This window comes from Bacillus sp. JH7, from assembly GCF_001563515.1.
In the GTDB taxonomy this organism is placed as follows: Bacteria; Bacillota; Bacilli; order Bacillales; family Bacillaceae_G; genus Bacillus_A; species Bacillus_A cereus.
Genome location: NZ_LPUS01000001.1, coordinates 496,506 through 519,997 on the forward strand (window position 1 = coordinate 496,506; position 23,492 = coordinate 519,997).

Below are 23,492 nucleotides of genomic sequence, written 5' to 3' on the forward strand. Positions count from 1 at the left end.
AAGAGCGAAAGTGAGGCGAACTGCCTCGCTTTTCTTTTTAGGAGTTGGAAATATGAAAAAAATATTTGCGAAATTAAGATTCCTTCTAGCATTTGTAGTATTACTAGTTGGATGTCAACAAGAAGAGAATAATGTAGCACAAAAATCTACTACTAAAAAAACTGAGGAAAAGGTACAAATAACAAAAGAAGAAGAGAAATCTATTCAAGATATTATTCATACATTTGTGCGAACGACCAATGAAAAAAATCTTGCAGAACATATGGAGTTATTTTCAAAGAAGATGCCTAGTGCTGAAGACTTAAAAACACAAAAAGAAGCCGCATTTCAAAAGGGAAATAAGAAAATTGAATTGGAACATATAGATATGAATGTTAGTAAAGTAGGGTATGTTATTGTTGAAACGAAAGAAAAGGAAGTAGACGACAGTATTACTTTTCAAAAGAAAGTACAGTATGCCCTTGGAAAAGAAGAGGGTAAATGGAAGATTGAAGAGGTTCGAACAATAGAGAAAAAATAACGTGAAACTTTAATAAGTGTGGAGTCGTACTTCCAAAAAATGATATAAAAAAGGTTCTCATTGGCGAGAACCTTTTTTTATAGTGGTAGCATAATTTGATTTGAACATGCCTCAATATCATCAATATCTTGACGAATTGTGGCCATTTTATTATCCAGATCTTCAGCTTTCATTGCTGCATCATGTAGTTCATCTTTTAAATACTCCGGTATTTTTCCTTCATATTTATAATAAAGTTTGTGTTCTAAACTTGCCCAAAAGTCCATTGCCAGTGTACGTAACTGAATTTCTGCAAATACATCTTTTGTACCAGAATTTAGTGACAAAGGGTATTTAATGATCATGTGTAAACTTTTATATCCGTTTCGTTTTGGGTTAGCGATATAATCTTTTACTTCTATGACTTCCATATCTTCGCGTTTTTGAATGACTTCTTTCAAATGATAGATATCTTCTACGAAGCAACATGTAATACGAATACCAATAATATCTTGTAAATGTGTTTGAGCATTTTCAACTGTTGGTAATAAGTTTTTGCGCTCTAGTTTTTTAATAATACTTTCAGGTTGTTTTAGTCTTGTTTTTATATGTTCAAACGGGTTGTAATCCTCTAGAAATTGAGCTTCCCGGTTCATAATTTCAAATTTAGTTTTTAACTCTTCTAAAGCAAATGTATATGGTAATACAAAAGCTTTCCAGTAGTTAACTGTTGATTGATTATATTCCATTTATATACACACCTTTTCCTATTTGCAAGTGAGGTCGTTATTATACTAAATACCAAATCATATAAGCGCAAGCAGCAAATGATGAGATCATAAAGCGATATTTAGTTTTCATACTTTCAACTCCTTTCGAGTAAGATTTTATATAAATAAACGTGATTGTTAATAAGTTCACTATGTACAGTTTCTATAGTAATAGATTCGTGTGAATTTCGTATGAACTAATTGTTTCAGCTTTTTGTCTTTTTTGCTGTTAATCATAATTATTATTCGGATTTAAAGTGTTTTTATTTGATTTATCTATTTGTATAAATTAATGTATATTTAAATTTACAGTTATCGAGGAGGATATATGGTGAACTTTGAAGAATTAGCAATTGCTAGACGTTCTGCAATGAAATTTATACAAGGTATAGAAATCCCTGATGAGGATTTTAAAAAAATATTTGAGTTAACTAAGCTTTCTCCATCTTGCTATAATTTGCAGCACACACATTATGTTGTAATTCGTGATCAAGAGCGAAAAGAAAGATTAAAAGAATTAGCTTTTGGTCAATATAAAATATCGAGTGCATCAGCGGTAGTGCTCGTTTGTGGTGATAAAAAAGCATACCAAAATGTTGAAAATATTTACTTCGGTATGAAAGTTTTAAAAATGATTGATGAATGTGAATATGAAGATACAATTAGGCAAACGAAAGGTTTATATGAAGGAAAAGGAGAGCGTTTCATGGAGGATGAAGCGATTAGAAATGCTTCGTTAAGCGCGATGACTTTTATGTACGCAGCTAAATATTATGGCTATGATACATGTCCAATGATTGGTTTCGATGAAAAAGCAGTACAAAGTGAATTGAATATGCCGGAGCATATAGTACCTGTTTTAATGATTACGATAGGAAAAAGTGATACGACTAAAACTCGCCCACGAGGATATCGAAAGCCGATTAGTGAGTTTGTTACATACGAATCGTTTTAATAAAGTGAAACTTTTAATCAGTGGGGGTCTTACTGCCCGTTAATGCGGGAGAAAATTTATTTAACTATAAAAACAAGGGGATTCTAAATGGAATCTTCTTGTTTTTGCAATTGACAAATAGAATGAAGTTTTATAATATACAAATCGTAATCATTACGTTTTAGTTGCGATTTTTGAAAGAAAGGAGAATTAAATATGCGTGTAAATATTACATTAGCTTGTACGGAGTGCGGTGATCGTAATTACATTTCTAAAAAAAATAAACGAAACAATCCAGAACGCATCGAATTAAAAAAATATTGTCCACGGTTAAAGCGAGTAACGTTACATCGTGAAACGAAGTAGAAGACTAGAGATATCTCTAGTCTTTTTTGTTAATAAATTTTAGTTTTCTTTGTTATAATTACCTTAAATTGTAAGATTGAGGAGGGGAATAATGAATCAAAAAGATAAAGAGAGAAAAGAGCGAGTGGCTCATATTATTGATATTCCAGGTGATTATAGGCTTGTTGTAGATGATCAAGAAGGGGTTGATGACCCGTATCATTTATTGTGGTGGGCACATAAAGATGATGAGGAGAAACAGATACAAATTACATTAAATAGACATACTGGTAATTTAATTGAATTTAGGATAGATGATGAAAATTCTTTTTCAAGTGGCAAGGAAGCGATAGAGGAGAAGAAGGCAAGAGAGATTGCAAATGCGTTCTTGAAAAAATATACAAAAGAAGGATATGAATTCTATACATATGTAACGGTTAAGGACGACAGGCGCGGTTGGAAAGAAGTAAATTATATGCAAGAAGTGAATAGCTATCCATTGCCGAATACAGGGTGCGTTGTGCGAGTGCACCCTTCAGGTAATGTTGTGCATTTTCATTACAATGGACAAAAAGCTATAGAGAAAAAACCGTTATGGCCAAGTGAAATTGTTGAGGAGAATATCGTTTTAGAAAATTTGAAAGCTAGACAAGATATGAGACTTGTATTTGTAGATTTAACATACTCTTCATGTGAGTATAAAAGCGGGGAAGAAGTAAAAGGGTACCAGCTTGTATATGAACCAGAGCTTAGTCATGCGTTTATTGATGCAAGTACAGGTAAAGATTTATTTGGACTAGATCATTATAAATTACCTTCGGCTGTAGCTGTTGAAAAATCGAAAAAAGGTAACGAACGAGGTGACGTATTCGAATTATTTGACTGGAATAAAGAAGGTTTTACAAAAGTAGATGAGACAGAAAATGATGATGAAATAAGGATGAAATTTGTTCCGAAAGAGGAATTACAAAAACAGAAAGAAGAAAAGGATCCATATTTAATGAATGAATTCTTTAAAAAGCATTTACCGATGTTGAAATATAATAATTTAGTTAGCGTTAAAATTGATAAATTAACCAATGAATTAACTGGTTTTATAAAACTGACAGATGATAAAGAAGTAAAGCAAATACTGTCTAGAGAGGAATGTTTACAAAAAGCACTTCAATTTTTAGAACGAGTTATTCCAGATATCACACAATATCTGCGTCTTTGGGAGGAACGTGAAGAAGCAGAAGATGGGATTGAAAGATTTATCTTTTCTGTATATATAAATGATATTCCGGCAGAGTATAACCAATTTATGATTAACATCAATGCAGAAAATGGTGCTGTTATGCACTACTCGGGGGAGTCTAGCAACTTTATAAAAGAATTGCTCACATATGAAATAACACCAAAAGTAACTAAAGAAAAAGCGTTAGAAATATACAGAGAGGCTATCCGAGTTAAATTAGAATGGTTTTTAGATCATGATGCAGAGGAAACGAAATACAAACTACTTTACAAACAAACGACAGATGAAAAACATAAAGAACCTTTTAATTGTAGGCGGGAAATTCGTTATATTGATGCCCAAGCAGGGAGAAAGATTTGGAGTAAGTAAAATAAAAAGAGTTATTTTTCAAAGAAAATAACTCTTTTTATTTTTATACTTTGCCTGTTCGTTTTTCAAAAGTAAATGTGATAGGAAGATTGGAATGAGAACTATCACTTTTAAATATTACTTTCCATTCTTTAGTATGGGCTTTAATTTCAAAATTAAGAAGATTCATCGCTCTACGTTTATCTATTTCTAAAAACATATTATGAATTTCTGGTTCTTGCTGTAAATTAAGAGCCTTTAGTGTGACTGTAAATGTGAAAAAATTCTGCCCTTCATATACTATTTTTGATATTTTTGTTTTTTGTTTATTTAACAGCACATAAAAACGGTCTGATGGAGTTAATTGTACAGAGTCATCAGTAATTTCATTTTCGCTATTATGAAGTTCAACTAAGTAAGATGTACTATGGGAAGAATCTTTTTTGCTTGTAATCTGTAATTCAGTAGGAATCATCGGTATTTCATAAAAATCATTTCTTATTATGTTGTTGTAATCCTCTGAAAATTTACGAACTTCTTTTGGAAAAGAGTCTTCTTGTGTACTTAAAAAAGTTTTGTTTTGCTTTGGAATTTTTTTACTAAAATTTAATGTTTCTTTAAAGTAATAATTGGATCCAGTTAAAAATAAACAACTACAGATTAATAAAAAAATTCGATACGGATTTTGAAAGTGAAAGAATAATAGTATACATGTAATAATTCCAATTACATAGAAAATAAAGATAAGTAGTTCTAGTTTTGAGTGAAAGGAGAAACCATAGTTATGAAAAAATTTTATTCCAGTTATAATTTGAGCTCCAAAAAATAAAGAAATTCCAAATTGAAAAAATAATAAATCAGGCCCTCTTTTAATAACAAAAGTAATGAACGAAATGAAAAGTAAAAATACCCCTAAATAAATTGTTACATTTAATAATCGTTCTAATGTAATCATGAATAGTGTCCCCTTTAATAGCATATTCATATATAAATAACAATTTTATTTAATTATAATATAACGATAAAATATTTTAAATGTTAGAAGTGTTGAGTTTTATAAATAAACTGTACAGACACAAACAACCTCACGCCCACATACACATAATAAAGACCACTATTTTGGCGGAGGTGAAAGGTTTGAGTCTATTCGCCGCAATTGGATATATGGTTCGAGAAGTGTTTGTCTTTGTTTCTTATGTGAAGAACAATGCGTTCCCGCAGCCGTTATCATCAGATGATGAGAGAAAGTACTTAGAGTTAATGGAGCAAGGTGATGCTCAAGCGAGAAATCTTTTAATTGAACATAATTTACGGCTTGTAGCTCATATCGTTAAAAAATTTGAGAACACAGGAGAAGATGCAGAAGATTTAATTTCAATTGGTACGATCGGGCTCATTAAAGCGATCGAGAGCTATTCTGCAGGAAAGGGAACGAAGCTTGCGACGTATGCAGCACGCTGTATTGAAAATGAAATTTTGATGCATTTACGTGTACTAAAGAAAACGAAAAAAGATGTTTCACTTCATGATCCGATCGGGCAAGATAAAGAGGGCAATGAAATATCGCTTATTGATATATTAAAATCAGAGTCTGAAGATGTAATTGATATGATTCAACTTAGTATGGAGTTAGAAAAAATTAAAGAGTATATCGATATTTTAGACGAAAGAGAAAAAGAAGTGATTGTGAAACGTTTTGGACTTGGGCTAGATAAGGAGAAAACACAGCGGGAAATCGCTAAGGCGCTTGGTATTTCTAGAAGCTACGTATCACGGATTGAAAAGCGTGCTTTAATGAAAATGTTCCACGAGTTTGTAAGGGCAGAGAAAGAGAAAAAAGCGAAAGAGTAAAGTGTATTAGAAGCAGCCATATTTAAAATGGGCTGCTTTTCTTATTGTAAATAAGAAAAGAAAACGCGTTATGCTAAGAAGAAATACATGTTCACTGTTGAAAATGACGGATTCTATCTGTAATATTAGAAGGTGCTAAATAATTTAAGAATAATACCATACTTAGTTTTCTGTATATATAATAAGGCTGCTTTATATGATATGTGGGAATAAGAACCAATTTTACATATGATATAGAAAGAAAAGAAGGGAAAACTAAAGTTATAGACTGATTAGGGGGTTTCGCAATTTGCGACGTACATTATATCGACTTATGATAGAACTTACAAATGGTCGCTTTACTTCTTATATATTACGTAAATTTGCACAATCTCGTTTGAGCTCTATCATTATTCCATCGTACGCGAAAGTTTTTCAAATTAATCAAGATGAGATGGAAAAGGGTTTGAAGGAATATAGAACATTGCATGAATTATTTACGCGTAAGCTAAAAGAAGGAAAGCGTAGTATTGATACAGATGCATCGAGTATCGTTAGTCCTGTTGATGGTGTTTTTGCAGATCATGGTCCTATTGAGGATACAAAAACATTTGATATTAAAGGAAAGCGCTATTCAATCGTGGATATGCTAGGTAATGAAGAACGTGCAACGCGATATGCAGGCGGTACATATATGGTAATTTATTTGAGTCCAAGTCATTATCATCGCATTCATAGTCCGCTTTCTGGTTCTGTGACTGAAAGATTTGTACTCGGTAGAAAATCATATCCGGTAAATGCAGCTGGTATGGAATACGGGAAAGAACCACTGTCAAAAAATTATCGTTCTGTTACAGAAGTAAGCAGTGATGGCGAGCATATGGCTCTTGTAAAAGTAGGTGCTATGTTTGTTAATAGTATTGAGCTTTTGCATGAGAGAGACACTGTTCAAAAAGGTGAAGAAATGGCATACTTTACATTTGGTTCAACAGTTGTGTTATTGTTTGAAAAAGATATGATAGAAGTAGTGCAGGAATTAAAGAGTGGACAAGAGCTTCGTCTTGGTGAAAAAATAGCTACTCGCTTAGCTCATAAATAAAGAAAAGCTTTTATAACCGTAAGTAAGAGTTATGGGCAAAGATACTTAATGATGAAATCCCCTAGATGGGAGTACTTGTTTATTCGAGAGCCATCGTAGGATGGCTCTTTTTACAGGGCATCTAATAATTTATCCTTTAACTGTTTGATTGGTAAGGGCTGATTAAACTTTCACTTTATATGTAATCAAGATGATTTGACAAGCTTGTCCTCTAATGAGCGTCTAATGATTTCTTGTTTTATAAGTAAAATGAAGTCGGGATTTAATTTTAGTTCTTTTGCTTTATAATAAGACTCAGTGAGTAACTCAGTGGATAACTGTTCCATATGTTTTGTTTTCAAGGTGAGTCACCTCCTAATAATATAAGGATTGATTCGTTGATGCATTTAATGTACCAAAAAAATATGACAGTCACAAACGAGTGGTTATCCACATACCTAGGTGGATAAAGTGTGTATAGTTTGTTAGTAAATTCCAAATTAACTGAAAAATTAATGTGGAAAATGTGTACAATTTTATCCACAGGTTATATATCGAAAAATGTTGTCGAAAAATTTTATGAAAAATCCTCAAAGAGGTGAAAGAAATTGAAACTATTTTTACCAAATGAATATGTGAAAAATGTATATCATGTTCAACCAGAAGATTTAAAAAAACGTGGGATTAAAGGCGTTATTACTGACTTAGATAACACTTTAATTGAATGGGATCGTCCCAATGCAACGCCGCAACTTGAAAAATGGTTCTTGGAAATGAAAGAGCAAGGCATTCAAGTAACGGTCGTTTCAAATAATAATGAGCAACGTGTGAAAGATTTTGCTGATCCATTAGGTATTCCATTTATTCATAGTGCACGTAAACCATTTGTTCGCGCATTTAAGCGTGCGATACAAGAGATGCGTTTGCAGCCAGATGAAGTTGTAGTAATTGGAGATCAGTTACTGACTGACGTGCTTGGTGGAAACCGAGTAGGCCTTCATACAATTTTAGTTGTACCGGTAGCACAAACGGACGGATTAGTAACGCGCTTTAATCGAAAAATTGAACGAAGAATTATGAAAAATATGAAGAAAAAAGGTTTAATTAACTGGGAGGAATAAAGTTTGACTGAAACAATTAAATGTATTGGTTGCGGTGTAGAAATTCAAACAGAAAATAAAAACGAAGTGGGGTATGCTCCTGCCTCATCTTTAGAGAAAGAACAAGTCATTTGTCAACGTTGTTTTCGCTTGAAGCATTACAATGAAATTCAAGATGTATCGTTAACAGATGATGACTTCCTACGCATTTTAAATGGAATTGGAAAATCAGATGCATTAGTAGTCAAAATTGTAGATATTTTTGATTTTAATGGTAGCTGGTTACCTGGCTTACATCGTTTCGTAGGGAATAATAAAGTATTACTTGTTGGAAATAAAGCTGATTTAATTCCAAAGTCAGTAAAACATGATAAAGTAAAACATTGGATGCGCTATAGTGCAAAGCAGCTAGGATTAAAACCAGAAGATGTCTTTTTAATTAGTGCAGCGAAGGGACAAGGAATTGCTGAACTAGCAGATGCTATTGAGTATTATCGCGGCGGCAAAGATGTTTATGTTGTTGGATGTACGAATGTAGGGAAATCGACATTTATTAATCGTATGATTAAAGAATTTAGTGATGAGACTGAAAATGTAATTACAACATCTCATTTCCCAGGAACAACACTGGATTTAATTGATATTCCATTGGACGAAGAGTCTTCTTTATATGATACGCCAGGTATTATTAACCACCACCAAATGGCTCATTATGTTGGAAAGCAAAGCTTAAAGCTTATTACACCAACAAAAGAAATTAAGCCGATGGTATTCCAATTAAATGAAGAACAAACGTTATTCTTTAGTGGATTGGCACGTTTTGATTATGTAAGTGGTGGTCGTCGTGCATTTACTTGTCACTTCTCGAATCGCTTAACAATCCATCGTACAAAGCTTGAGAAAGCAGATGAATTATATAAAAATCATGCTGGGGATTTACTAAGCCCACCAACGCCAGAAGAATTAGCAAATATGCCTGAGCTAGTGAAATACGAATTTAATATTCGTGAACCTAAAACAGATGTTGTATTCTCTGGATTAGGATGGGTTACTGTGAACGAACCAGGAGCAAAAATTGTTGCACACGTACCAAAAGGAGTAAGTGTTTCACTACGTAAATCTTTAATTTAATATGGAGAGGGATTTATGAAACAATTATATGGTGTAATCGGAAATCCAATTGGACATTCATTATCACCCGTTATGCATAACGATGCATTTGAACACTTGAATATGGATGCCCATTATCATGCGTTCCTTGTTGAAGAGGAATTGCTAGGGGAAGCAGTAAGAGGTTTAAAAGCATTAGGTATTTCAGGATTTAATGTAACAACTCCGCACAAGGTTGCTATTATGGAGTATTTGGATGAGATTGACCCATTGGCAAGGAAAATCGGTGCAGTAAATACAGTGGTTCATAAGGATGGAAGATTAATTGGCTATAACACAGACGGGATTGGTTTTGTTCGAGCGCTGCAGTCAATTAGTAATGAACCACTTCAAGGGAAACGTATTTTGTTACTTGGTTCAGGTGGTGCTAGCCGAGCTATTTATTTTTCTCTTGCTGATGTAGGTGTAAAAGAGATTGATGTAGCCAATCGTACAGTAGATAAGGCAAAGGAACTTATTGCTGCACGTACGGCCGATGTTAATTCTGTTGCTTTGTCATTAGAAAAAGCGACAGAAGAACAAGGAAATTATGATATTATCATTCAGACGACAACGATAGGTATGCATCCACACGTAGAACATACGCCATTACAAATTTGTTCGTTAAAAAAAGGAACGATTGTATCAGATATAATTTATAATCCATTTGAAACGAAAATTTTATGTGAGGCAAAAGAGCAAGGTGCAATCATTCAAAATGGTATTGATATGTTTGTTTATCAAGGAGCACTTGCATTTGAAATGTGGACAGGACGCACGCCAAATATCGAGAGAATGAAACAATTAGTTATAGAAAAGCTTGGAGGCTAACATATATGTTAACAGGAAAACAAAAAAGATTTTTACGTGCACAAGCACATCATTTAACACCAATTTTTCAAGTAGGAAAAGGCGGAGTAAATGAAAATATGATTAAACAAATCGCAGATACTTTAGAAGCTCGTGAGTTATTTAAAGTAAGTGTATTACAAAACTGTGAATTTGATCGCCGTGAGGTTGCGGAAGAACTTGCAAAAGGTGCACGTGCTGAAATCGTTCAAGTAATTGGAAGCACAATCGTTTTATACAAAGAATCAAGAGAAAATAAACAAATTAAGCTTCCTCGATAAAAAGACTAGCATGCGCTATTTTTATCGTTTATGCGTAATGATGTAGAGAGCGAAACCAATTGAACTTTTATTAATAGCAACTCTCTTCATTCCTAACCGAGGAGAGTTGCTGTATGTAAAAGGAAGGGGCGTTTCTTTTGAGAAAAATTGGCATCATTGGCGGTACATTTGATCCGCCTCACTATGGACATTTGCTAATTGCAAATGAAGTATATCACGCTTTGAACTTGGAAGAAGTATGGTTCTTGCCAAACCAGATTCCGCCACATAAACAAGGGCGGAATATTACAAGTGTAGAAAGTCGTTTACATATGTTAGAGCTCGCGACTGAGGCAGAAGAGCACTTTTCTATTTGTTTAGAAGAGCTAAGTAGGAAGGGCCCATCTTATACGTATGACACTATGTTACAATTGACGAAGAAGTATCCGGATGTGCAGTTTCACTTTATTATTGGTGGGGATATGGTTGAGTATTTACCGAAGTGGTATAACATTGAAGCTTTACTTAATCTTGTAACGTTTGTTGGAGTTGCAAGACCTGGGTATACATTGCATACACCATATAAGATTACTACAGTGGAAATTCCGGAATTTGCAGTTTCTTCATCCTTATTACGTGAGAGATATAAGGAGAAGAAAACGTGTAAATATTTACTTCCCGAAAAAGTACAGGTATATATCGAGAGGAATGGGTTGTATGAATCGTGAGAATGCACTGCATATTGTCAAACAACAAATGCATGAAAAACGTTATATACACACAATTGGTGTAATGGAGACAGCGATTGAGCTTGCTAAGTTATACGGTGTGGACGAAAAAAAAGCAGAGATGGCAGCTATATTCCATGATTATGCGAAATGTAGAGCAATTTCAGAGATGGAAGAGATTATTAAACGTGAAGATTTGCCGAAAGATTTACTTTGCTATAACAAAGAGTTATGGCATGCACCTGTTGGGGCATACTTAGTAGAAAAAGAAGTAGGCATTACGGATTCTGAAATTTTGCAAGCTATTACATATCATACAAGTGGTCATGAGAATATGACGATGTTAGATAAAGTGATTTATGTAGCTGATTACATTGAACCTGGGCGAAAGTTTCCAGGAGTGGAAGAGGCTCGTAAACTCGCATATGCGGATATAAATCAAGCTTTATTATTTGCGTTAAAGAGAACAATTCAATTTTTAATGGAAAAAGATCAGACGATTTATCCATTAACATTCCAAACATACAATGCAGTTATCAAGGAGGAAATGAGTAAATGAACGATAAAGATTTATTAGTATTAGCGGCAAAAGCAGCTGATGATAAGAGAGCAGAAGATATGGTTGTCCTAAATATGCAAGGTATTTCACCAATTGCAGATTATTTCATTATTTGTCACGGGAATTCAGACAAACAAGTGCAAGCAATTGCACGTGAAATTAAATCAAAAGCACATGAGTTCCAAATCGACGTACAACGTATGGAAGGGTTTGACGAAGCACGTTGGGTATTAGTTGATCTTGGAGATGTAGTTGCTCATGTATTCCATAAAGATGAGCGTAATCACTATAATTTAGAGCGTCTATGGGGCGATGTGCCACGTGAAGATATTACAGAAGAGTTAGGCCAATGAAATACGAACAATTTGCATTGTTGTACGACGAACTAATGAATGATGTCCCTTATGATAAATGGGTGGAATTTACAGAGGAAAGTTTACAGCAGGCAGATATGAAAGAGGCAAAAATTCTTGATGTAGCATGCGGTACAGGTAATGTAACCCTGCCGCTTGTGCAAAAGGGTTACGATTTAATAGGTGTCGATCTTTCAGAAGAAATGTTAACAGTCGCTCAGCAAAAACTAGGAGGAGAGGGATACTTTATTCCTTTTTATCAACAAGACATGCGAGAGCTTGATGTTCCAGGTGAGTTTGATTGTGTAACCATCTTTTGTGATTCATTAAATTATGTATTGCAAGAAGATGGAGTACAAGAAACATTTAGAAGAGTATTTCATCATTTACGTCAAGATGGTTTGTTTTTATTTGATGTACATTCTTTATATAAAATACATCATGTATTTCAAAATGAAACGTATACAGTGAATGGAGAAGAAATATCTCTTATTTGGAATTGCTTCCCTGGTGAAGAATCAAATAGTGTAGAGCATGATTTAACATTCTTTGTTCAAGATCCGGAAGAAGATGTGTACCATCGGTTTGACGAATGTCACGTGCAACGTGCATATCAAGTGGAAGAGTTAACGAAATGGCTTGAAGAAGCAGGTTTTACAGTGCTTCGTGTAACAGGTGATTTTGAGCGACTTGAAGTTACAGAACAAACAGAGCGTATTTTCTTCATGGCGAAGAAAAACGGATAAAACAAAAGCAACCGAGAAGGTTGCTTTTGTTTTATAAAGAAAATGTATTTTTAGTTCTAGCATAATCTGAAGATTGTATGCGTAAAGTGTGGGAATAGTAGTTGAAGTGAAAATGTATTGTAAAAAAGTAAGTATTTATAAAAAGGATTTGGAATGAAAATGACGTATTTATTATGTGTGTTTATTGAATTGCTGATCAACGCATTCTAAATCTTCATCAAATTTTTCATGTGTTCGCTCGATTAACTTATGGAACATATCTCCAACGTGCTCTTCTAAAACCCGAATGCCTTCCCCAGTAACGCCGCCTTTCACGCAAACCTTTTCTTGTAAGGTAGGTAATGTGAAGATTTCTTTTTCAAGTAATTTCCCCATCCCCACGACCATTTCACTTACTAAAGTAGTAGCCTCTTCGTGTGTAATATTTGTTTTATCTACAGCAGCGTTAATGAAGCGTTGTAGTAAATAACTAAAGAAAGCAGGACCGCAACTTGCTATATCAGATGAAACGCGCGTTATATCTTCTTTTATTACAAGAGGTGTAGAAATGTTTTTGAATAGACGAAGTAGTTTTTGTTGCCATTCTTCAGAGCAATTATCTCCAAATGTAAATAGTGAGGCGCCAGAGAGCGCGCGATTTGTGATACTTGGAATGATACGCGCGACGTGGCAAGGTACGAGAGTCTCTAATTGTGATGGAGATATTGGACTTGTAATAGAAACTAAGCACGTTTCATCAGAAAAATGTTCAGCGTATTTTTTTAGGATAGGGTATATATCTATCGGCTTGACACAAATAAAAATAAGTTGTGATTGTTCGATTACTTCCGGGATTGTTTTTGCTATATGAACAGAAGGGTATTTTTCTTTTATATGATATGCTTTTGCAGGCGTCCGATTAATGATTGTAAGGCACGAAGGTTTGACAGCACGGGTTTCTAAAAATGCATCGATTAGTATATTCCCCATGTTTCCTGTCCCTATAATTCCTATGTTCAAAGTTTCATCCCTCCTTCGTAACAGCTTTCTCCTAAACAATATGAATGATGTTATAAATTTATGATTAGAGGTGTAAAATGATGTGGGATTTTCCGAAAAAGTGGTTAGGTTTAGTAGCTATTATTGGAACTTTACTTTTTCTTGTTTTTTGGAAAACGAATCAGAGTGTAGAACGAATGCCTATTACAATGAATGTACAAGAGAAGGAGATAGAAAAAAAGGGTAAACCGAAAATATCGGATACAAAGGAACAGAAAAGAACAATTATAATTGATGTGAAAGGAGCGGTCAGTAAAGAAGGGGTATATGAAATGAAGGAAGGAGATCGCGTAAAGGATGCGGTTCAAAAGGCTGGTGGTTTTTTATCAGAAGTAGATATGAAAAAAGTGAATTTAGCACAAATTGTACAAGATCAAATGCTTCTTTATATACCGAGTAAAAATGAGTCAGAACAAGGGGTGCTTACTTCTTCTAAGGAAGATGGTAAGATTCGAATAAATACAGCGGCGAAAGAACAACTAGAAAAAATTACAGGGATTGGCTCTCGAAAGGCAGAAAGTATTTTGAAATATCGAGAAGAACATGGTCCGTTTCAGAAAATAGAAGATTTATTAGAGATTGATGGGATTGGTGCGAAGTCTCTTGAAAAGATAAAAGATCAAATTATTATTCCGTAAAAGATTGACGAAGTTTTTCTTCTTTCGCTACACTACAAGTAGACAAAAAAGTAGGTGAAAAATATGGAACGAATTTCATGGGATCAATATTTTATGACGCAAAGCCATCTACTATCTTTGCGTAGTACATGTACAAGGCTTGCGGTAGGAGCGACGATCGTTCGCGATAAACGAATTATTGCTGGTGGGTATAATGGTTCAATTAAAGGTGGCGTACATTGTATAGATGATGGTTGTTACGTAATCGATAATCATTGTGTTCGGACAATTCATGCCGAAATGAATGCTTTATTACAATGTGCCAAGTTTGGTGCGAAAACAGAGGAAGCAGAAATTTACGTTACGCATTTCCCTTGTTTACAATGTTGTAAGGCAATTATTCAAAGTGGTATTACAGCGGTTTATTATGCGCAGGATTATAAAAATCATCCATACGCCATAGAGTTATTTGAACAAGCGAACGTAACAGTGAAGCACGTTCCGCTAGAATATGATATTGCTGCATTAGAGGAGCAAAAACGTTATACAGAGTTGAAAGAATTATTTGCGTCTTTAGAAAAAGATAATTTATCAATGGAAGAATTACAGCATGTATTCACGAAAGCAAAAATGATGCTATAAGGAGTGAGTATAAGTTGCAGGAACAATGGGGGTATGTTGCAATCTCATTTATAATAGGGGTTGCAATTGCCTTTTCCTCGTCACTTTTATTGATAGTTTTTTGCCTCTTTTTAAATGTTTTCTTCTGTTTATATCGCACTTCGCGTAAAACCTTCATTTTTTGTATTGTAGCGTGCTTTAGTAGCGCCATGTACACTTCCTATGTTCAAACGTGGAATAAGCCTCTAGGGGAGTCCTATGGAGTTACAAGAGGGGTTATACAAAATGCACCGCTTGTTAATGGGGATCGCCTATCTTTTCAATTTGAAGATCAGAATAAAAATATAGTGCAGTTAAGTTATAGAATCAAATCAGTCTTGGAAAAGAAAAAAATGCAACAATTATACGCAGGGATATCATGTGTATTCGAGGGTGAGAGGAAAGAACCGGAAACAGCTCGGAATTTTCATGGTTTTAATTACCGTGATTATTTATACAAACAACATATTCATTTCACATTTGAGGCTACATATATTTCTGAATGCTATAAAACATCACTGTCGCTCACGCAATGGATTCTTCTTTTGAGGCAACAAGCAATCTCGAAAGTTACAGAAATGTTTCCAGAGCAATCAGGTGCTTTTATGAATGCATTACTATTTGGTGATAGACAACAAATGACGTTTGAAGTGGAAGAGCAATATCAACAATTTGGTCTTGTACATTTGTTAGCAATTTCAGGTTCACACATTGTAATGTTAATGGTGATAGTATATTTTATTTTGCTAAGAAGCGGTGTGACAAGGGAGGTAGCAACAATTTGCCTTATCGTTTGTATTCCTTTGTATATGGTTTTAGCAGGGGCGTCACCCTCTGTTATAAGAGCTTCTATAACAGGAGTTTTGATGTTGATTGCTTTTATGTGCTCGATTCGTTTATCTAGTTTAGATGCTTTAAGTGTAACAGCTATATGCATGCTTATATATGACCCTTATCTTGTTTTTAATATTGGATTTCAGTTTTCTTTTGTAGGTAGCTTCGCTTTACTTTTGTCTGCTCCGTTATTGTTAGAGAGTAGCAACGGAATAATCCGAAATTCTATTTATATTTCTATCATTTCACAGCTCGTTAGTACTCCGATTTTGTTATATCACTTTGGTTATTTTTCTCCATATAGCATTCTCCTCAATCTCTTATACGTTCCGTTTTTATCTATCATTGTATTACCATGTAGCATTATTATTTTACTGTGTATGCCAATTGTCCCGTTTCTCGCAAAAGGATTTGCCGATGTATTATCAATAGGCTTGAGTATGTCTAATGATTTTCTAAGTTATTGTGAAAGTTTACCATTTACCCAGCTTATCTTCGGGGAAACGCCCTTCAATCTTGTAGCTGTATATTGCGCCAGTATTGTCAGTATATTGATGGTTTGGGAACGGAGAGCGCCGAAAAAAATAGTTTGTATAGTTGCGAGTGTATTTCTTTTTATTAGCACATGTCATTATATATATCCATATTTTAGAGGCAGCGGAAGTGTAACATTTATTGATGTTGGACAAGGTGATGCAATATTAATTCGCCTTCCGTATGATAAAGGGATTTATCTTATTGATACAGGTGGAACGCTTCGTGTAAATAAGGAAGAATGGCAACAAAAAAAGCATGAATTTTCTGTTGGAAATGATGTTTTAATACCCTTTTTACAAAAAGAAGGTATTAAAACAATTGATAAATTAATCGTAACGCATGGAGATGCAGATCATATAGGTGCTGCGCAAGAATTATTATCATATATACCTGTAAAAGAAGTGGTATTTGGCCGAAAGGGAAAAGATGCAGTATTAGAAAAAGTAGTCAAGAAACGGGCATTAGAAAAGGAAATGAAAATAACTGAAGTGGGGGAAGGGGAGAGTTGGAGTGTAAATGAAGCGGAATTTTTCGTTTTAGCTCCAAAAGGAAAAGAAAAAAGCGAAAATAACGCTTCAATTGTAATATGGGCAAAATTTGGAGGGTTGAAGTGGCTATTTACAGGCGATTTGGAAGAAGAAGGGGAAAAGATTTTAGTAGAGGCATATCCAGATTTACAAGTGGATGTTTTAAAAGTTGCTCATCATGGGAGTAATACGTCATCTATAGAGCCTTTTTTGAACGTCATACAGCCTCGTGTAGCGATTATATCTGTTGGTAAGCAGAATAGGTATGGACACCCGCATAAAGAAGTGATAGAGCGTTTTGAGAAGATGGGGAGTGCGATATGGCGCACGGACAAGCAAGGTGCTATTTCCTATGTTTTTAAAGGGGAAAATGGAACCTTTAAAAGTAAAATCACATATGATAAAACACATAATAGATGAAAAAGAGAAGACTGCCATGAAGTGGCAGTCTTTAAGAACCGATAAATTTAATAACAGTTGCAATGATGAAAAGTGTTGCGAAAAAACCAAATGAGACGATAAATCCTACCCCTGAATCAATAGCGTCATTGCGTTTACTTTGAACGTTTTGTTCAAAATCATTCATTTAGAATCCCTCCCCAACATTCCACTTTAGTATAAAATATTGTCAGAAAAAAATCTACAATTTCCATATGAAGAGAAAACGAGCTTTTTTGTTACTTGTAAATCATGAAGTAATGTGAGTTTTTCGTTTCCAAGCATGTTAACAGTTGGCACTTATACTCAAATTTTTATTGCGAATAATAAAGGGAAGGTGATTACCGCACACCAATAAGAAACCCGGGGCTTATTGCGTGGCGTTTAATATAAATAAAGGGACGGGTTATAAAGCCTGTTCCTTTGTACTTGTAAAACAAAAGCTAGGGCATTAGTATAAATATATATTGCCAAGTTAGGGAGTAGGAAAAAGTATGAGTGATATACATAAAAAAATTAAAAAGAAACAGTTTGCTCCGTTATATTTAATATATGGAACGGAAGCTTTTTTTATAAATGAAACGATAAAGCTTATTACGACAGAAGCACTTGAAGAAGAAGATCGAGAGTTTAATGTTGTGACATACGATTTAGAAGAAGCGTATTTAGAAGATGTGGTTGAGGATGCGCGTACGCTTCCTTTCTTCGGAGAACGAAAAGTACTGTTAATAAAATCACCGCTATTTTTGACTTCGCAAAAAGAAAAGTTAGAGCAAAATATAAAAATTTTAGAAGAATACATTGGTGAACCTTCTCCATTTTCTATTCTTGTTTTTGTTGCGCCTTACGAAAAACTTGATGAGCGAAAAAAAATTACAAAACTATTAAAGAAAACAGCAGATGTAGTAGAAGCGAATGCGATGCAAGTACAGGATGTTCAGAAGTGGATTGTTGCTCGTGCAGATGAAGTGCATGTGCATATTGATAACGCGGCTGTTAGTTTGTTGCTAGAGCTTGTGGGAAGTAATGTAACGATGTTGGCGAAGGAAATGGACAAGTTAACGTTATACGTTGGTATGGGCGGAGAGATTACGACGAAACTTGTTGCAGAGCTTGTGCCAAAATCAGTTGAGCAAAATGTATTTGCTTTGACAGAAAAAGTGGTGAAAAAAGATATTGCAGGTGCAATGCAAATTTTGGATGGATTATTTACGCAGCAGGAAGAGCCGATTAAATTGCTTGCGTTATTAGTGAGTCAATTCCGCTTGTTGTATCAAGTGAAAGAGCTACAGCAACGTGGTTATGGACAAAATCAAATTGCGTCTCATATTGGTGTACATCCGTATCGTGTAAAGTTAGCAATGAATCAAACGAAGTTTTTCTCTTTTGAAGAATTAAAAAAAGTGATTATAGAATTAGCGGAAGCTGATTATAGTATGAAGACGGGAAAGATGGATAAGAAGCTTGTGCTCGAATTTTTCTTAATGCGATTAAATCATATGTGATGACACAAAAAAGTTCATGCACTTAGTGCATGAACTTTTTTGTATATAAAAAAACGATCCAAATGGATCGTTTTTTAAACGCCTTACGCGTTTACTTGTTTCGCTAAGCGAGATTTTTGACGAGCTGCAGCGTTTTGGTGGATAAGACCTTTACGAGCTGCTTTGTCAAGTTTTTTAGAAGCAGTTTTGAAAGCTTCTTTAGCATTTTCAAGATCGTTATTAGTAACTAAAGCTTCTACAGTTTTAACAGCAGAACGCATGTCAGACTTGATAGAAGCGTTATGTGCACGACGCTCTTCGCTAAGTTTAGCGCGTTTGATAGCAGATTTGATGTTTGCCATACTTTTCACCTCCCTGGTGCAATCGAATGACTCGATTCTTACATAGAACAAGTGATATTCTATCAAACGGTGAAGAGAATTGCAATAGTATATCCATGAAATTTCACGTAAAGGAAAGAATGACCTTATATAACTTTGGGAAATCTAACGATATTTACTATGAATTACGGAGGAGATACGATGAAAGAACCATTAGATTTAAGTAAATATAGCATTAGAACTGACCTTGCTGTAGAAGCTCATCAAATGTTGCAAGAAAGCCAAGAAGAACAAAAAGGGATACAGGGAGTTATTGTAAAAGAGAGAGAAGAAGAAGGTACTATAATTACAAAAGTAACGATTGATGAAGCTGCCTCTGAAGCGATGGGGAAAAAACCTGGAAATTATTTAACACTTGAAGTACAAGGGATACGTCAGCAAGATACAGAACTTCAACAAAAAGTGGAGCGTATTTTTGCAAAAGAATTTTCTTGTTTCTTAGAAGAGGTTGGAGTTACAAAAGAAGCAAGCTGTTTAATTGTAGGTCTTGGGAATTGGAATGTAACACCAGATGCTCTTGGACCGATAGTTGTAGAAAATGTATTAGTAACGAGACATTTGTTTCAATTGCAGCCTGAAAGTGTAGAAGAAGGATTTAGGCCTGTTAGTGCAATTCGGCCGGGGGTAATGGGGATTACAGGAATCGAAACGAGCGATGTTATTTATGGAATTATTGAGAAGACGAACCCGGACTTTGTAATTGCAATTGATGCATTAGCTGCTCGTTCTATTGAACGAGTAAATAGCACGATACAAATTTCTGATACTGGAATCCATCCTGGATCAGGGGTTGGGAATAAACGTAAAGAACTAAGTAAAGACACATTAGGTATCCCTGTTATCGCAATTGGTGTTCCGACTGTGGTCGATGCTGTTTCGATTACAAGTGATACGATTGATTTTATTTTGAAACATTTTGGTCGAGAGATGAAAGAAGGAAATAAACCTTCACGATCTTTGTTACCAGCGGGATTTTCATTTGGAGAAAAGAAAAAATTAACAGAAGAAGATATGCCGGATGAAAAGAGCAGAAATATGTTTTTAGGTGCTGTTGGTACGTTGGAAGAAGAAGAAAAAAGAAGGCTGATTTATGAAGTGCTATCTCCTCTTGGTCATAATTTAATGGTAACCCCAAAAGAAGTAGATACTTTTATTGAGGATATGGCGAATGTAATAGCGAGTGGTTTAAATGCAGCGCTACATCATCAAATTGATCAAGATAATACGGGAGCATATACACATTGAGGGGAACAGATGATTATGGTTTGAGTCGCTTTGCGCTTTTGTGTATATGTAGTGTAGCTTTATGTTTACTTATGATGATAGCAGGAGTGGCACTTGCTAATCATGGTTTGAAAAGTATGAAAGGCTATCAGCAATTGTCATATGAACAAATAGCTCATATGACAGGGACAGAAAGTACAGGTGCTGAATCAGAAATTTTGGGTAGCTCGTTTTCGGCCTCAGAAAAACAACAGCAATTAGAACGTTTAAGAAGTTTTAATGTTGTAGAAGGAATTGGGATGGCGGTAGCAAGTGTAGCTTATGAAATGACGAAGTTCGGGACGGATATAGTTGTTGGGAAAATAAAAGGAATTTTTAGCTAAGAGTAACATGGGAGGCGGTTGTTTTACTGATTTGTAAGACAGCCGTTTTAAAATTTGAAAAGGGTTTGTCTCTTATGGTTTATTCGCATAAGATATAGATAGAATGATTTGTATCGTAAGCAGCACGAGTTTTCATTGAATCTTTGTTGCTCTATTGATATAATCAGTGCTAGTGTATATTGGCGAGACTATTAGGAGTTGAGAACATAGATGAATAAAGAAGAAAGAGCAAAAAGACAGTCCAAAATTCGTAATTTCTCTATTATTGCTCATATTGACCACGGAAAATCAACGTTAGCAGACCGTATTTTAGAGAAAACAAACGCGTTAACACAACGCGAAATGAAAGCTCAGTTGCTTGACTCTATGGATTTAGAGCGTGAGCGTGGTATTACAATCAAATTAAACGCAGTACAATTAAACTATAAAGCAAAAGATGGTGAAGAGTATATTCTTCATTTAATTGATACACCAGGACATGTCGACTTTACGTACGAAGTATCTCGTAGTTTAGCGGCTTGTGAAGGCGCGATTCTTGTAGTAGATGCAGCGCAAGGTATTGAAGCGCAAACGTTAGCAAACGTATACTTAGCGCTTGATAACAATTTGGAAATTTTACCAGTTATTAATAAAATCGACTTACCAAGTGCGGATCCAGAACGTGTACGTCAAGAGGTAGAAGATGTAATTGGTTTAGATGCATCAGAAGCGGTACTTGCTTCTGCGAAAGCTGGAATTGGTATTGAAGAAATTTTAGAACAAATTGTTGAAAAAGTACCAGCTCCGTCGGGTGATTCAGAAGAGCCATTACAATGTATGATTTTCGACTCTTTATATGATCCGTACCGCGGTGTAATTGCTTATATCCGTGTTGTAAATGGAACAGTAAAAGTTGGCGATAAAGTACGTATGATGGCAACGGGTAAAGAATTTGAAGTAACAGAAGTAGGTGTATTTACACCGAAAACTACGCAACGTGACGAGTTAACAGTAGGTGATGTAGGTTTCTTAGCAGCATCGATTAAAAATGTTGGTGACACACGTGTTGGTGATACGATTACACATGCGAAACGTCCAGCTGCAGAGCCGTTAGCAGGTTACCGTAAGTTAAACCCGATGGTATTCTGTGGTCTGTATCCAATTGACTCTGCTCGTTATAACGATTTACGTGATGCATTAGAAAAATTAGAGTTAAACGATTCTGCTCTTGAGTTTGAACCAGAAACATCTCAAGCGCTAGGATTTGGTTTCCGTTGTGGTTTCTTAGGGCTTCTTCACATGGAAATCATTCAAGAACGTATTGAACGTGAATTTAAGATTGACTTAATTACAACAGCGCCAAGCGTTATTTATAAAGTTTATTTAACTAACGGTGAAGATGTTATTGTTGATAACCCATCTAATATGCCAGATCCACAGTCTATCGATCGTGTAGAAGAGCCGTTTGTGAAGGCTTCAATTATGGTTCCGAATGACTATGTTGGAGCTGTAATGGAGATTTGCCAAGGTAAACGTGGAACGTTTATTGATATGCAATATTTAGATGAAACGCGTGTTACATTAACATATGAAATCCCGTTATCAGAAATCGTATATGACTTCTTCGATCAATTGAAATCAAATACGAAAGGGTATGCATCGTTTGACTACGAGTTAATTGGCTATAAACCATCTAAACTTGTGAAAATGGATATTCTTTTAAATAATGAACAAGTGGATGCTTTATCATTTATCGTACACCGTGATTCAGCGTATGACCGTGGTAAAGTAATCGTAGAGAAATTAAAAGAATTAATTCCGAGACAACAATTTGAAGTGCCAATTCAGGCGACTATCGGAAATAAAGTTGTAGCACGTTCTACAATTAAAGCGATGCGTAAAAACGTACTTGCAAAATGTTACGGCGGTGACATTTCTCGTAAGCGTAAACTTCTTGATAAGCAAAAAGAAGGTAAAAAACGTATGAAGTCTGTTGGTTCTGTAGAAGTACCGCAAGAGGCATTTATGGCTGTACTGAAAATGGATGACAACTAATATTTGAAATAAAAAAGAAGTCGTTTGTGCGGCTTCTTTTTTCTGTATAATTACTTTTTAGACATCTGAGCAGCTCTCATTTACAATAATGAGAGAGCTTTTTAGTTCATATAGAGTTAGGAGATTGTTAATGTCCGAAAATATTCGAAAAGATATTCAAGATAAAATACAAAATGGTAATTTTAATTGTGAAAAGGAATTGACGCTTTCTATTATTAGTGGAAAGTGGAAAGTTGTGATACTGTGGCACCTTGGTGTGGAAGGACCACATCGTTTCAGTGAATTACAACGGTTATTCCCAAGCATTTCTCATAAAGTTTTGTCGAACCAATTAAAAGAGTTAATGGAAGATGGAATTGTTGATCGGACAGTATATCCCGAAATTCCTCCTCGCGTTGAGTATTATATGACGGAACTAGGCATGTCGCTTTTACCGATCGTTGAAATGATGTATGATTGGGGAAAAATGCGAATGGAACAAATTCGTAATACGTTAGAGAAGTAGAGAACCCTCCGGAGTGCGGAGGTTT

Annotated in this window: 28 protein-coding genes; 22 read left to right on the forward strand and 6 right to left on the reverse strand. The window is 34.9% G+C overall.

All coding sequences use genetic code 11. From position 1 onward, the window contains the following. Positions 1 to 52: 52 nt before the first annotated feature. Positions 53 to 520 carry a hypothetical protein gene (locus tag AU379_RS02655; RefSeq protein ID WP_061138945.1) on the forward strand — a complete coding sequence of 156 codons (468 nt, stop codon included), beginning with the start codon at positions 53 to 55 and terminating at the stop codon, positions 518 to 520. A 77-nt stretch (positions 521 to 597) separates the two neighbouring features. Here AU379_RS02655 and AU379_RS02660 read toward each other — a convergent pair whose 3' ends face one another. Next, positions 598 to 1,248, reverse strand: coding sequence for a GTP pyrophosphokinase family protein (locus tag AU379_RS02660; RefSeq protein WP_000456219.1), 651 nt, complete (start codon positions 1,246 to 1,248; stop codon positions 598 to 600). Positions 1,249 to 1,597: 349 nt separating this feature from the next. Here AU379_RS02660 and AU379_RS02665 point away from each other — a divergent pair, with 349 nt between their 5' ends. The 3 genes from AU379_RS02665 to AU379_RS02675 all read left to right on the forward strand — a co-directional run bounded on the left by AU379_RS02665 (position 1,598) and on the right by AU379_RS02675 (position 4,154). Then, positions 1,598 to 2,224: a nitroreductase family protein gene (locus AU379_RS02665; protein WP_000245976.1), complete on the forward strand. Its 627-nt coding sequence runs from the start codon at positions 1,598 to 1,600 to the stop codon at positions 2,222 to 2,224. A gap of 195 nt (positions 2,225 to 2,419) precedes the next feature. Continuing rightward, positions 2,420 to 2,569: a 50S ribosomal protein L33 gene (rpmG, locus tag AU379_RS02670; RefSeq protein WP_001265617.1), complete on the forward strand. Its 150-nt coding sequence runs from the start codon at positions 2,420 to 2,422 to the stop codon at positions 2,567 to 2,569. 91 nt (positions 2,570 to 2,660) lie between these two features. After that, positions 2,661 to 4,154: a YcdB/YcdC domain-containing protein gene (locus AU379_RS02675; protein ID WP_061138946.1), complete on the forward strand. Its 1,494-nt coding sequence runs from the start codon at positions 2,661 to 2,663 to the stop codon at positions 4,152 to 4,154. A 43-nt stretch (positions 4,155 to 4,197) separates the two neighbouring features. Here the strand turns inward: AU379_RS02675 and AU379_RS02680 are convergent, their stop codons facing one another. After that, positions 4,198 to 5,118 carry a hypothetical protein gene (locus AU379_RS02680; protein WP_002005744.1) on the reverse strand — a complete coding sequence of 307 codons (921 nt, stop codon included), beginning with the start codon at positions 5,116 to 5,118 and terminating at the stop codon, positions 4,198 to 4,200. A 152-nt stretch (positions 5,119 to 5,270) separates the two neighbouring features. Between AU379_RS02680 and sigK the strand changes: the two genes are divergently transcribed. Together sigK and AU379_RS02690 are read left to right on the forward strand one after the other, a co-directional pair. Next, positions 5,271 to 5,984: an RNA polymerase sporulation sigma factor SigK gene (sigK, locus tag AU379_RS02685; RefSeq protein WP_000051382.1), complete on the forward strand. Its 714-nt coding sequence runs from the start codon at positions 5,271 to 5,273 to the stop codon at positions 5,982 to 5,984. A 289-nt stretch (positions 5,985 to 6,273) separates the two neighbouring features. After that, positions 6,274 to 7,062 (forward strand): phosphatidylserine decarboxylase, encoded by a 789-nt coding sequence (locus AU379_RS02690; protein ID WP_001255000.1) that lies wholly within the window; start codon positions 6,274 to 6,276, stop codon positions 7,060 to 7,062. A gap of 185 nt (positions 7,063 to 7,247) precedes the next feature. Here AU379_RS02690 and AU379_RS02695 read toward each other — a convergent pair whose 3' ends face one another. Then, a complete protein-coding gene (locus AU379_RS02695) occupies positions 7,248 to 7,403 on the reverse strand; it encodes a sporulation histidine kinase inhibitor Sda (RefSeq protein WP_000850094.1) in 156 nt (51 codons plus the stop codon). A gap of 246 nt (positions 7,404 to 7,649) precedes the next feature. Here AU379_RS02695 and AU379_RS02700 point away from each other — a divergent pair, with 246 nt between their 5' ends. From AU379_RS02700 to AU379_RS02735, 8 genes are all read left to right on the forward strand, one after another. After that, positions 7,650 to 8,162: a YqeG family HAD IIIA-type phosphatase gene (locus AU379_RS02700; protein ID WP_000765314.1), complete on the forward strand. Its 513-nt coding sequence runs from the start codon at positions 7,650 to 7,652 to the stop codon at positions 8,160 to 8,162. A gap of 3 nt (positions 8,163 to 8,165) precedes the next feature. Beyond that, positions 8,166 to 9,272: a ribosome biogenesis GTPase YqeH gene (gene yqeH, locus AU379_RS02705; RefSeq protein WP_000140799.1), complete on the forward strand. Its 1,107-nt coding sequence runs from the start codon at positions 8,166 to 8,168 to the stop codon at positions 9,270 to 9,272. 15 nt (positions 9,273 to 9,287) lie between these two features. After that, on the forward strand, positions 9,288 to 10,121 hold the full coding sequence (gene aroE, locus AU379_RS02710; RefSeq protein WP_000812076.1) for a shikimate dehydrogenase: 834 nt from the start codon (positions 9,288 to 9,290) through the stop codon (positions 10,119 to 10,121). A gap of 5 nt (positions 10,122 to 10,126) precedes the next feature. After that, entirely contained in the window at positions 10,127 to 10,420 is a 294-nt protein-coding gene (gene yhbY, locus AU379_RS02715) for a ribosome assembly RNA-binding protein YhbY (protein WP_000955224.1), read from the forward strand. Positions 10,421 to 10,557: 137 nt separating this feature from the next. Then, the gene (gene nadD, locus AU379_RS02720) at positions 10,558 to 11,127 is read left to right on the forward strand and encodes a nicotinate-nucleotide adenylyltransferase (RefSeq protein ID WP_001226048.1); all 570 of its coding nucleotides are present in this window, start codon (positions 10,558 to 10,560) and stop codon (positions 11,125 to 11,127) included. After that, entirely contained in the window at positions 11,117 to 11,686 is a 570-nt protein-coding gene (gene yqeK / locus AU379_RS02725) for a bis(5'-nucleosyl)-tetraphosphatase (symmetrical) YqeK (protein ID WP_001078475.1), read from the forward strand. Before nadD ends, yqeK begins: the two co-directional genes overlap by 11 nt. Then, positions 11,683 to 12,039 carry a ribosome silencing factor gene (rsfS, locus tag AU379_RS02730; RefSeq protein ID WP_000998173.1) on the forward strand — a complete coding sequence of 119 codons (357 nt, stop codon included), beginning with the start codon at positions 11,683 to 11,685 and terminating at the stop codon, positions 12,037 to 12,039. Before yqeK ends, rsfS begins: the two co-directional genes overlap by 4 nt. Beyond that, positions 12,036 to 12,785 carry a class I SAM-dependent methyltransferase gene (locus tag AU379_RS02735; protein ID WP_000873069.1) on the forward strand — a complete coding sequence of 250 codons (750 nt, stop codon included), beginning with the start codon at positions 12,036 to 12,038 and terminating at the stop codon, positions 12,783 to 12,785. The genes rsfS and AU379_RS02735 overlap by 4 nt, the downstream gene beginning before the upstream one ends. Before the next feature lie 171 nt (positions 12,786 to 12,956). Here AU379_RS02735 and comER read toward each other — a convergent pair whose 3' ends face one another. Beyond that, positions 12,957 to 13,784 (reverse strand): late competence protein ComER, encoded by an 828-nt coding sequence (comER, locus tag AU379_RS02740; protein ID WP_001020556.1) that lies wholly within the window; start codon positions 13,782 to 13,784, stop codon positions 12,957 to 12,959. 77 nt (positions 13,785 to 13,861) lie between these two features. Between comER and AU379_RS02745 the strand changes: the two genes are divergently transcribed. The 3 genes from AU379_RS02745 to AU379_RS02755 all read left to right on the forward strand — a co-directional run bounded on the left by AU379_RS02745 (position 13,862) and on the right by AU379_RS02755 (position 17,418). Next, a complete protein-coding gene (locus tag AU379_RS02745) occupies positions 13,862 to 14,461 on the forward strand; it encodes a helix-hairpin-helix domain-containing protein (protein ID WP_000989932.1) in 600 nt (199 codons plus the stop codon). Positions 14,462 to 14,524: 63 nt separating this feature from the next. Next, complete coding sequence (locus AU379_RS02750) at positions 14,525 to 15,082, forward strand: ComE operon protein 2 (RefSeq protein ID WP_000439773.1); 558 nt, start codon at positions 14,525 to 14,527, stop codon at positions 15,080 to 15,082. Between the two features lie 14 nt (positions 15,083 to 15,096). Next, positions 15,097 to 17,418: a DNA internalization-related competence protein ComEC/Rec2 gene (locus AU379_RS02755; RefSeq protein ID WP_061138947.1), complete on the forward strand. Its 2,322-nt coding sequence runs from the start codon at positions 15,097 to 15,099 to the stop codon at positions 17,416 to 17,418. 31 nt (positions 17,419 to 17,449) lie between these two features. Here the strand turns inward: AU379_RS02755 and AU379_RS02760 are convergent, their stop codons facing one another. Further along, positions 17,450 to 17,584, reverse strand: a complete 135-nt coding sequence (locus AU379_RS02760) for a YqzM family protein (RefSeq protein WP_000997609.1) — start codon at positions 17,582 to 17,584, stop codon at positions 17,450 to 17,452. A gap of 346 nt (positions 17,585 to 17,930) precedes the next feature. On the opposite strand from AU379_RS02760, the gene holA reads away from it, so the two are divergent. After that, complete coding sequence (gene holA, locus AU379_RS02765) at positions 17,931 to 18,941, forward strand: DNA polymerase III subunit delta (protein ID WP_001279908.1); 1,011 nt, start codon at positions 17,931 to 17,933, stop codon at positions 18,939 to 18,941. 83 nt (positions 18,942 to 19,024) lie between these two features. On the opposite strand, the gene rpsT is transcribed toward holA, so the two are convergent. Next, a complete protein-coding gene (gene rpsT, locus AU379_RS02770) occupies positions 19,025 to 19,282 on the reverse strand; it encodes a 30S ribosomal protein S20 (RefSeq protein WP_001274011.1) in 258 nt (85 codons plus the stop codon). 180 nt (positions 19,283 to 19,462) lie between these two features. On the opposite strand from rpsT, the gene gpr reads away from it, so the two are divergent. From gpr to AU379_RS02790, 4 genes are all read left to right on the forward strand, one after another. Next, a complete protein-coding gene (gene gpr, locus AU379_RS02775; RefSeq protein ID WP_000662616.1) occupies positions 19,463 to 20,566 on the forward strand; it encodes a GPR endopeptidase in 1,104 nt (367 codons plus the stop codon). Beyond that, a complete protein-coding gene (locus AU379_RS02780) occupies positions 20,563 to 20,928 on the forward strand; it encodes a YqxA family protein (RefSeq protein ID WP_001215034.1) in 366 nt (121 codons plus the stop codon). The genes gpr and AU379_RS02780 overlap by 4 nt, the downstream gene beginning before the upstream one ends. Positions 20,929 to 21,138: 210 nt before the next feature. Beyond that, positions 21,139 to 22,962 (forward strand): elongation factor 4, encoded by a 1,824-nt coding sequence (lepA, locus tag AU379_RS02785; RefSeq protein WP_001030951.1) that lies wholly within the window; start codon positions 21,139 to 21,141, stop codon positions 22,960 to 22,962. Between the two features lie 130 nt (positions 22,963 to 23,092). After that, entirely contained in the window at positions 23,093 to 23,467 is a 375-nt protein-coding gene (locus AU379_RS02790; RefSeq protein ID WP_001293539.1) for a helix-turn-helix domain-containing protein, read from the forward strand. The last annotated feature ends 25 nt before the right edge of the window (positions 23,468 to 23,492 follow it).